The 8,542-nt window shown below is 44.5% G+C and carries 6 protein-coding genes; 3 read left to right on the forward strand and 3 right to left on the reverse strand.

Going from position 1 to position 8,542, the window contains the following annotated elements; all coding sequences use genetic code 11:
- Nucleotides 1-26: 26 nt before the first annotated feature.
- Entirely contained in the window at nucleotides 27-1,232 is a 1,206-nt protein-coding gene (locus DP117_RS09135) for a hybrid sensor histidine kinase/response regulator (RefSeq protein WP_169217994.1), read from the forward strand.
- A gap of 16 nt (nucleotides 1,233-1,248) precedes the next feature.
- Here the strand turns inward: DP117_RS09135 and DP117_RS09140 are convergent, their stop codons facing one another.
- Nucleotides 1,249-1,935, reverse strand: a complete 687-nt coding sequence (locus DP117_RS09140) for an NYN domain-containing protein (RefSeq protein ID WP_169217995.1) — start codon at nucleotides 1,933-1,935, stop codon at nucleotides 1,249-1,251.
- Nucleotides 1,936-3,054: 1,119 nt separating this feature from the next.
- On the opposite strand from DP117_RS09140, the gene DP117_RS09145 reads away from it, so the two are divergent.
- Nucleotides 3,055-3,249, forward strand: coding sequence for a twin-arginine translocase TatA/TatE family subunit (locus DP117_RS09145; RefSeq protein ID WP_169217996.1), 195 nt, complete (start codon nucleotides 3,055-3,057; stop codon nucleotides 3,247-3,249).
- Nucleotides 3,250-3,397: 148 nt separating this feature from the next.
- On the opposite strand, the gene cphA is transcribed toward DP117_RS09145, so the two are convergent.
- On the reverse strand, nucleotides 3,398-6,100 hold the full coding sequence (cphA, locus tag DP117_RS09150) for a cyanophycin synthetase (protein ID WP_169217997.1): 2,703 nt from the start codon (nucleotides 6,098-6,100) through the stop codon (nucleotides 3,398-3,400).
- Between the two features lie 193 nt (nucleotides 6,101-6,293).
- Nucleotides 6,294-7,157 carry a cyanophycinase gene (locus DP117_RS09155; RefSeq protein ID WP_169217998.1) on the reverse strand — a complete coding sequence of 288 codons (864 nt, stop codon included), beginning with the start codon at nucleotides 7,155-7,157 and terminating at the stop codon, nucleotides 6,294-6,296.
- A gap of 673 nt (nucleotides 7,158-7,830) precedes the next feature.
- Between DP117_RS09155 and trmD the strand changes: the two genes are divergently transcribed.
- On the forward strand, nucleotides 7,831-8,535 hold the full coding sequence (trmD, locus tag DP117_RS09160; RefSeq protein ID WP_169217999.1) for a tRNA (guanosine(37)-N1)-methyltransferase TrmD: 705 nt from the start codon (nucleotides 7,831-7,833) through the stop codon (nucleotides 8,533-8,535).
- Nucleotides 8,536-8,542 lie beyond the last annotated feature (7 nt).

An 8,542-nucleotide genomic window follows, 5' to 3' on the forward strand; every position in this document is an offset into this window, starting at 1 on the left:
GTGCAAGAAATCTCCTTCATCCTTTTATGTCAGATACCAGGACGCTACTCATCATTGATGATTGTGCAGAGGATCGGAGAATTTATCGGCGATATCTTTTAAAGGATCCCAGCCAGTCCTACCAGATTTTGGAAGCAGATTCTGCACAGGACGGGCTTGCTATGTGCCAAGAAATACTCTGTGACGTTATTCTACTCGATTTTTGCCTACCTGATATGAGTGGGCTAGAAATTCTTGATCAGCTTAAGCAGGAAAGGTTTGAGACTCCTACACCCGTCATTATGCTGACAGGACAAGGTGATGAGGGGATCGCTGTACAAGCGATGAAAAAGGGTGTTCAAGATTACTTGGTTAAGCAACATCTCAAACCGGATGTACTACAATTAGCAGTTCGCAACGTGATTTCGCACTCGAACTTGCAAAGTGTGCTCAGCAAAACTAAGGAAAGACAACGCTTCATGAGCCAACAAGCAGAACTGCTTGCTCAAACTCAAGCAGCTCTTATGAAGGAACAGAAACTTAACGCATTTAAATCCCAAATCATTACAACAGTTTCTTGTGAGTATCGAATGCCGTTAGCTTCTATACTGACAGCTGCATCCACCCTCAAGCAACATAGCGATCGCCTAGACGAATCCTTACAACAGAAGTTCCTACAAATTATTGAACAGAAAGCCCGCTACATGGCTAAATTGGTTGATGACTTGCTTGTGTTTAACCAATTAGAGTTAAAAAAAGCTGAGTTTAAGCCCCAACCACTCGATTTGTGCCACTTTTTTTCTGACTTAATAGAAGAACAGCGAGAAAATTTGAGCGATCGCCATCAATTGATTTATAAAATCAGAGGAAATCACAAGGGCTTCTGGGGTGATGGCGGACTTCTGCGGCAAATCTTTATAAACTTAATATCTAATGCGATTAAGTTCTCCCCTAATAAAAGCAGTATAGAGTTTCACCTGATTGGAGATGACTCACAAGTTATCTTTTACATTAAAGACAAGGGCATTGGTATACCGATAAAAGAGCAAGAAAACTTGTTTCAAGCTTTCAGCCGTGCAAGTAACGTTGACACAATCCCAGGAACAGGTTTAGGACTTGCTATTGCAAAAGTTTGTGTGGAGTTACACGGCGGTGATATTACCTTAGAAAGTCAGGTGAGTAAAGGGACAAAGGTTACAGTAACCTTACCAAAGCGAGCGGGTGAGTTGAGCTATTGCAAAGTGTCTGTTTGAGGAAATCAGCTCATTATTACACTTTGCGTTGGATTTTACTCCGTTCAACCCAACCTAGATTCTTTTTTTGAATGTCTTGTTTGATCTGTTCAAGATCAGTATAAGAGTCAGCAACTCTAATTAGACTTTCACTAGTCATAGAACTCAAACCAACAACTTCCACTTTAACTCCTCGGTAAGTAATGTTATCGACAGCATAAGCAAGGTCACCATCTCCACTCAATAGTACTAAAGTGTTGCAGTACCTTGCTAAAGTCATCATATCGATGGCAATTTCTACATCCAAATCTGCTTTTTTAGAACCATTTGGGAGCGCAATGAGTTCTTTACTCACCACACGATAGCCATTGCGACTCATCCAAAGCAGAAAACCTTGCTGTTTTTCATTTGTGTGATCAACACCTGTATAAAAATAAGCCCTAAGCAGCTGACGCTCCTTTGTTAGATAGCCCAATAGTTTGGTGTAATCAATTTCAATGTTGAGCTGCATTGCTGCGTAAAACAAGTTTGCGCCATCAATAAAAATGGCAATACGTTGGTGTAGCTTTTTGTCTGGATTGTCCTGCTGGCACGGTCGTAAGGTATTTGCGCTTTCAATATCTGGTTTCTCAAATACAGAAAGCTGTGTCAAATTCAACGGTTGCTCAGGCTCCAACTTTAAGCGTTGTTGGCTATTATGCTGAGGTCGTGGAAGTAGCTGCATGGAAATACGACTCCGAGCGTGCGTGATTCTTATTAAAGAGAACGGTGAAAATCATTCAACCTAGAATGAGTAGACTTCAAAAACAAAAAATTTAATATTTTTTTTATTTTTTACTATGTTTTGTCTTGTAAGTCATCTGACTGTATACAAATATTCATTTATTGTAAGATTTATTATAGAAAAAATCACAAAAAATAAATATTGGCTTGATTTTGAATTTTGAATTCGAGCAAAGCAACGCTCAGGTATACTTTGCTAAAGTTGACGCCAAAGGTACATCTCAAACTTGTCCCCAGTAATGGGATGCATACTTCCAACGATTGAAGTGCGTGTGTTTATCAATAATGCTTTGAATGTGGAGACACCACCCATAGGGTATGACAGACGAGCACAAACATTTGGTTTCATGCGCCACTCACCCAGTGAAGCAGGAAGTATCCCTCAATATCAGTACAAGTCCGGCGTTGTATTTGTTTTTTAGCTTCTTCGCGCCCTCGCCCCGCGCTATAACGGTACCCCGTTTAGCGTCGGGATATAAGGCGGGGAATGACGAAAGCAACCCTAATCGAAGTTGTTCTCGATCAACTAGATTATGGGTTGTTTGTTAGCGTTTGCGCAGCGCCCCTGGAGGGGCTAGCGGCGCGTTTAGCGCGGAATTCCCAATCTTTCCGGAATTCTGCCAGAGCAGAGAGTATACTGATAGTGGTTTGCTTCACCCGTATTGGTGTCTGATAAGCCTCTGTCCGATAGCATTGCGATTATTGGTAAGCGACTCCGTTGCACAGCATAGAAGTAAGTACGGCACATCTTGATTAATGCAAATTACCGTTTGGTTTGTCCGATAGTGCAAATAAGCACGCCAGATGCTACCCTCCGGGAAGCCGCCCTCCGGGCGTCTACAAGCCGGGAAACCCTAGTCGAGCACTGGCTCCAGCATTTCATCCAGGACAGTAAAATTTGTAGGGTACAAGGTAAGAAATTCTAGTCTGCGGTAGGGCATTCCGTGGACTTAAAACAAAGCTCAGTGTCTCCGAAGCAATAGCTGGATTGGCTGAGAAGCCCACACTGTACTGCTTGCAGTCAGTGTGGGAGTATGTCACTTTTATGGAGTAGAGGCTTATGTTTGGATTGGGATGGACGGAGGTAGGTGTTATTGCTTTGGTCGCTGTTCTCATTTTTGGACCAAAAAAAATTCCGGAATTAGGTAGCGCACTGGGTAAAACTCTGCGGGGTTTTAAGGAGGAACTGAAAAATCCCAGTGATGATACTAATCCGGAAGAAGAAAAACAAGAAGAAAAACAAGAAGAAAAATAATTGTTCTTTTTGGGAAGAATTCTGAATTGGTGAGTTGCTGAAGAAACAACAACAGGAGTGAGAGAGGGAGTGATGGAGGGAGGGAAGGAGTGAGGGAAATATCGCTTTTTTCCTCGTATTTTCCTTCTCTCTTCTAAGTGACTAAGCACTATAACAGCGTGTTGACGACAGTTGATGCCACTCCTATTTGAGAATCTATGGTAGACGAGTTGGTATTTTGTTGAGCTATTTCCTCTCTGACGATTCCACGGGCTGTAATTAACCCAATCGCCCGGCTAATGCTTTCTGGCAAAATGACGACGAGACTGTTATCTGGGGCTGTGTCCAAGGCTCTATTCACTGCTTGTGTTTCATTCAGAATTGTTTCATGCTCGCAGTTGGGGTTGATTTCCTTGATTCCTTTGACAATCAACTCAGCAGCGTTCCCTCGCACCCGTCCTCTTGTATCATCATCTTCTTTGACAATAATGTAGTCAAAAATTTCTGCTGCGAGTTTGCCAAGCATGATAAAATCTTCGTCACGGCGATCGCCTGGTCCGCCAATCACGCCAATGCGCTGACCAGAAGTCCAATTGCGGACAAAAGCGCCCAAGGCTTGATAACTAGCTGGGTTATGGGCATAGTCTACCAAAGCGTGGTAGTTCCCCAAATTAAATAAATTCATCCGTCCTGGCGTTTGACTCACCGAAGCACGAAAGGTATTCAAGCCCGCGCGAATTTGTTCTATCGTGACATTTTGTACGAATGCTGCCAAAGAAGCGGCTAAAGCATTGGCGATCATAAATGGCGCACGTCCACCCATCGTCAGGGGTATGTTTTCTGCCCGTTCAATTCGATGTGTCCAATCGCCTTTCAATATTGACAGATAGCCATTTTCATAAACTGCTGCGACTCCACCCTTTTGAATGTGCTGTCGCACCAATTGTGAATCTGGATTCATAGTGAAGTAAGCGATATTGGCTTTTGTTTTTTCTGCCATCGCAGCGACTCTGTGATCATCAGCGTTGAGGACTGCGTAGCCGTCAGGAAACACAGCTTCAGCAACTACACTCTTGAGATGCGCCAACTGTTCAATAGTATCAATATCGCCGATTCCCAGGTGGTCAGAGGCTACGTTCAATATCACGCCCACGTTAGCGTTTTCAAAAGCTAGTCCAGACCGGAGGATACCTCCACGCGCAGTTTCCAGCACCGCTACTTCCACCGTTGGATCTTGCAGGATGAGTTGGGCACTTTGGGGACCTGTGTTGTCTCCAGCTTCTACTAAGTAATCACCGATGTACGTGCCGTCTGTTGTTGTATAACCTATGACTTTATTCGTTTGTTTGAAAATATGTGCTAGCAGACGGGTGGTGGTCGTTTTGCCGTTGGTACCGGTTACGGAAAGAATGGGTATATGGCTGATTTTATCAGCCGGGAACAGCATATCTAGTACTGCTCCTGAGACGTTACGAGGGATTCCAACACTTGGAGCAACATGCATCCGGAATCCGGGAGCGGCATTAACTTCTACAATCACACCATCCACTTCTCGCAAGGGACGGCTAATATTCTGTGTGACAATATCAATTCCTGCAATATCCAGACCGATAATTTTCACGATCCGTTGTGCCAACCAAACATTTTCTGGATGAATTTCATCTGTACGGTCTACGGCTATGCCTCCTGTACTTAAGTTGGCCGTTGCCCGCAGGTAGCAAATTTCGTTTGCAGGTAACACGCTATTCAGGGTGAAACCTTGCTTTTCCAGAAGTTGGTAGCTGCTGCGGTCTAGTTCAATTTTGGTCAGGATGTTATCATGTCCTTCACCACGGTTTGGATCTCTGTTAGTTTCCTCAATGAGTTCAAAAATGGTAGATCTGCCATTGCCGACGACATGAGCTGGCACACGTTCAGCAACTGCCACTACCTTGCCATCTACCACCAGTACTCTGTGATCCCGTCCAGTGTAATACCGCTCTACAATAATTGAGCGGGAAATCTGTCTGGCAGAATCGTATGCAGCTTCTGCTTCTTCCCAAGAAGTGATGTTGATGGAGATACCGCGTCCGTGATTGCCATCTAAAGGTTTGATGACAATAGGGTAACCGCCAACTTGTTCAATCGCTTCTTCTAAATCGTCCAAGAAGTTGATGACTGTACCTCTTGGTACTGGGACTCCGGCGTTGGCAAGAATGCGTTTGGTGGCTTCTTTATCGCAGGCGAGTTCTACTCCCAGGATGCCAGTGTTGTCTGTCATTGTCGCTTGTACCCGCTTTTGATTAACGCCGTAGCCTAGCTGAATCAAAAAGCGTGCGCCAAGGTGCATCCAGGGAATGCCTCTTTTTTCTGCTTCTTTGACGAGTGTTTCTGTGCTTGGTCCTAAGGCCGCGTCACGCCACAAGTCTTTCAGGTCTTGCAAATCTTGTTCTAATTCTGCCCTTGGATAACGACCCCGGTCTACAATACTTTGGCATAACCGCACTGCTGCTCTGCCAGCGTAGCGTCCCGCTTCCTCGTTCAGATACTCGAACACTACCTGGTAAACTCCCGATGTTGATGTTTCTCGGGTCCGACCAAAGCCTACGTGCATTCCAGTCAAATCTTGCAATTCTAGGGCTACGTGTTCCACAACATGACCCATCATGGTGCCTTCACGCACCCGCATTAAAAAACCGCCACGACAACCAGGAGAGCAAAAATGACCTTCCAGACTGGGTAGAGCCTCAACTAATCCTTCATGAAAGCCAGGAATTTCGTTTGTCGGCGTCTGGGCAAGGTTTTCTAAATCGAGGCGCATGACAATCAGCTTGTGGCGTCGAATGCTCCAATAGTTGGGGCCGCGTAAGGTCTGGATCTTGAGGATTCTCATGGGAAATAGGTAGATGGAGATTCGGAACCAAAATTCTAGTTTCTTACTGGAATTGACCGCTTAACTGTTTATAGTAAACAGTTTTTTCTTCTTACATCGTATTATTCTCGGTTTTTTTGCTGCAACCTCAAAATCTAGCGATCAACCCGATGTAACTTCAGCTACCTAGTGTAACCTCAGCTACTGTTTGCCGTCAGCTGGAGACACGGTAGACAGCAGGCAATACAGTACGTTGGTACACGTGATAGCGATCGCCATGACTCAAAATGTGCAGCCGTAGATTATGGATGTTTAAAGGTTCAGTTGCTCCCACATGTGGTTCATTGGTGTGAGTGACTTCAGTTGGATCTACGATCGTAACACTACCTTTGCCTAAGACTTGTAGCCAACCATCTCGCTCAAACATGGCACATGTATCTTCATCAATGCCAATCCCCAGGCGATCTGGATGAGCGGCGATCGCGCTCATCAGCCGCACCATACGATTACGATTGTGGAAGTGTTGGTCTACGACAACCTCTGGGATCAATCCTAAACCTGTAGCCATATCCACGAGGGAGCGATTTGGCGATTCACCGCTACCTCCTCCTGCAATCATATGATGACCCATCACAGCTGCTCCTGCACTCGTACCTGCTAAGGTGAGTTGCCCAGATCTAACCCGTTGCCGGATAATATCCATAACTGGCGTATCTGATAAGACGCCACAGAGGCGTAATTGGTCTCCGCCTGTTAAAAAAGCTCCTGTACAACCTTCCAAAGATGCTTGGATGTAGGAATCATCACACTGATCCCGTTCTCGAATGTCTAAGATTTCGACTTTCTTAGCACCCATTTCTTCAAAAATACGAACATACCTGCCACCGATGATGCTTGGTTCACGGGAAGCAGAGGGGATAATAGTAATGTAGGCATTGCTGCCACCAGATCGACTAACAAATGTCCGCAAAATTTCGCGTCCATGTACTTTGTCTTCTGCGCCTCCGATAACCAGAACAGCGGTTTTAGTTGCTTGGGGTGTCCTCATTTCCAGCGATTTGACTTTTAATTGCGGCATTGTGTTTCTCCTGTCAACAACTTCAGGTGAATGAAACAAGGTAGCTTTCGCCTGATTATTTTGATGCTTCCCCTCTAGTAGAGGACGGTGCTTTTTGCACAAAATATTTCAGGAGTATGCAGTACCTTTGCTGTTCCTTCCTGGTTGGATGTCTTGTTTTTCACCTAAGCTCTCAATGAAATACAGTGTAGGGGCGCAAGGTTTTATCCTTGTGGATCTGTACGGGCGCAAGGAACTGCACCTGTACTGGTGTAAGGTAGGAAGGTGATTAGAACACCTATTTTCCTGAAGATGTGGTTTGAAGTCTCTCAATTTGTTCATGAAGAAAAACAACTAGATTCTTTATTCAGTTCCCTGAGTCTATGTATCAAGGTTCCCTAGCTGATACCAGCTACACTCAAGAGTGGAGGAAGAAAAGCAGGTCTTGACACGCTTTTTTTGAGGCTGGCTAGATGCATCCCAAGAAGTTGTTAACAAACGTTCAGTTTAATAATTTAAATGTAGATGTGACAATATTTAAACATAAATTAAGTAATTAGAAAAACTTGTGTTGACACGGAAAATCTATGACTCCCGGTACTTTTAGATACGGTTGATGATGTTAAATCTCTAGGACATAACATCATTTTTAAAGAATCCAATTTCAGACTAGTGTTCTCCAATACGAAATACTGTGCGCTTTGATATAGTTACGCTGTTTCCTGATTGTTTTACCTCTGTTCTCAACACCGGGCTGATAGGTAAAGCTTTGGCAAAGCAAATTGCCCAAGTACATCTGATTAATCCACGAGACTTTACAACTGACAAGCACCGGAAAGTTGATGATGAACCTTATGGCGGTGGTGTGGGGATGCTGATGAAGCCAGAACCAATCTTTGCTGCTGTAGAGTCACTGCCGATTTTACATCGAAGAGAGGTTATTCTGATGAGTCCTCAAGGTCAAACGATGAATCAGCCATTATTACGAGAGTTAGCGACGAATTATGACCAGTTAATCGTGATTTGTGGTCATTATGAAGGAGTAGATGAGCGCGTCTTGCATTTAGTTGACCGTGAGGTCTCTTTGGGCGATTTTATTCTCACTGGTGGAGAAATTCCAGCAATGGCATTAATGAATGGTGTCGTACGTTTACTACCAGGAACTGTCGCTAAAGTCGAGTCCCTAACGGCAGAAAGTTTTGAAGAGGGATTATTGGACTATCCCCAGTATACTCGTCCTGCGGTGTTTCGTGGCTGGAAAGTTCCTGAAGTCCTGCTTTCTGGTAATCATGCTGCGATCGCTCAGTGGCGCTATGAACAACAAATTAGCAGAACACGCCTGCGTCGCCCTGATTTGCTCAAAAGTTGGGAAGAGAAGCAGAGGGAGCAAGGGGAGTAGGGGAAGT

It is taken from the genome of Brasilonema sp. UFV-L1 (assembly GCF_012912105.1).
Lineage (GTDB): Bacteria > Cyanobacteriota > Cyanobacteriia > Cyanobacteriales > Nostocaceae > Brasilonema.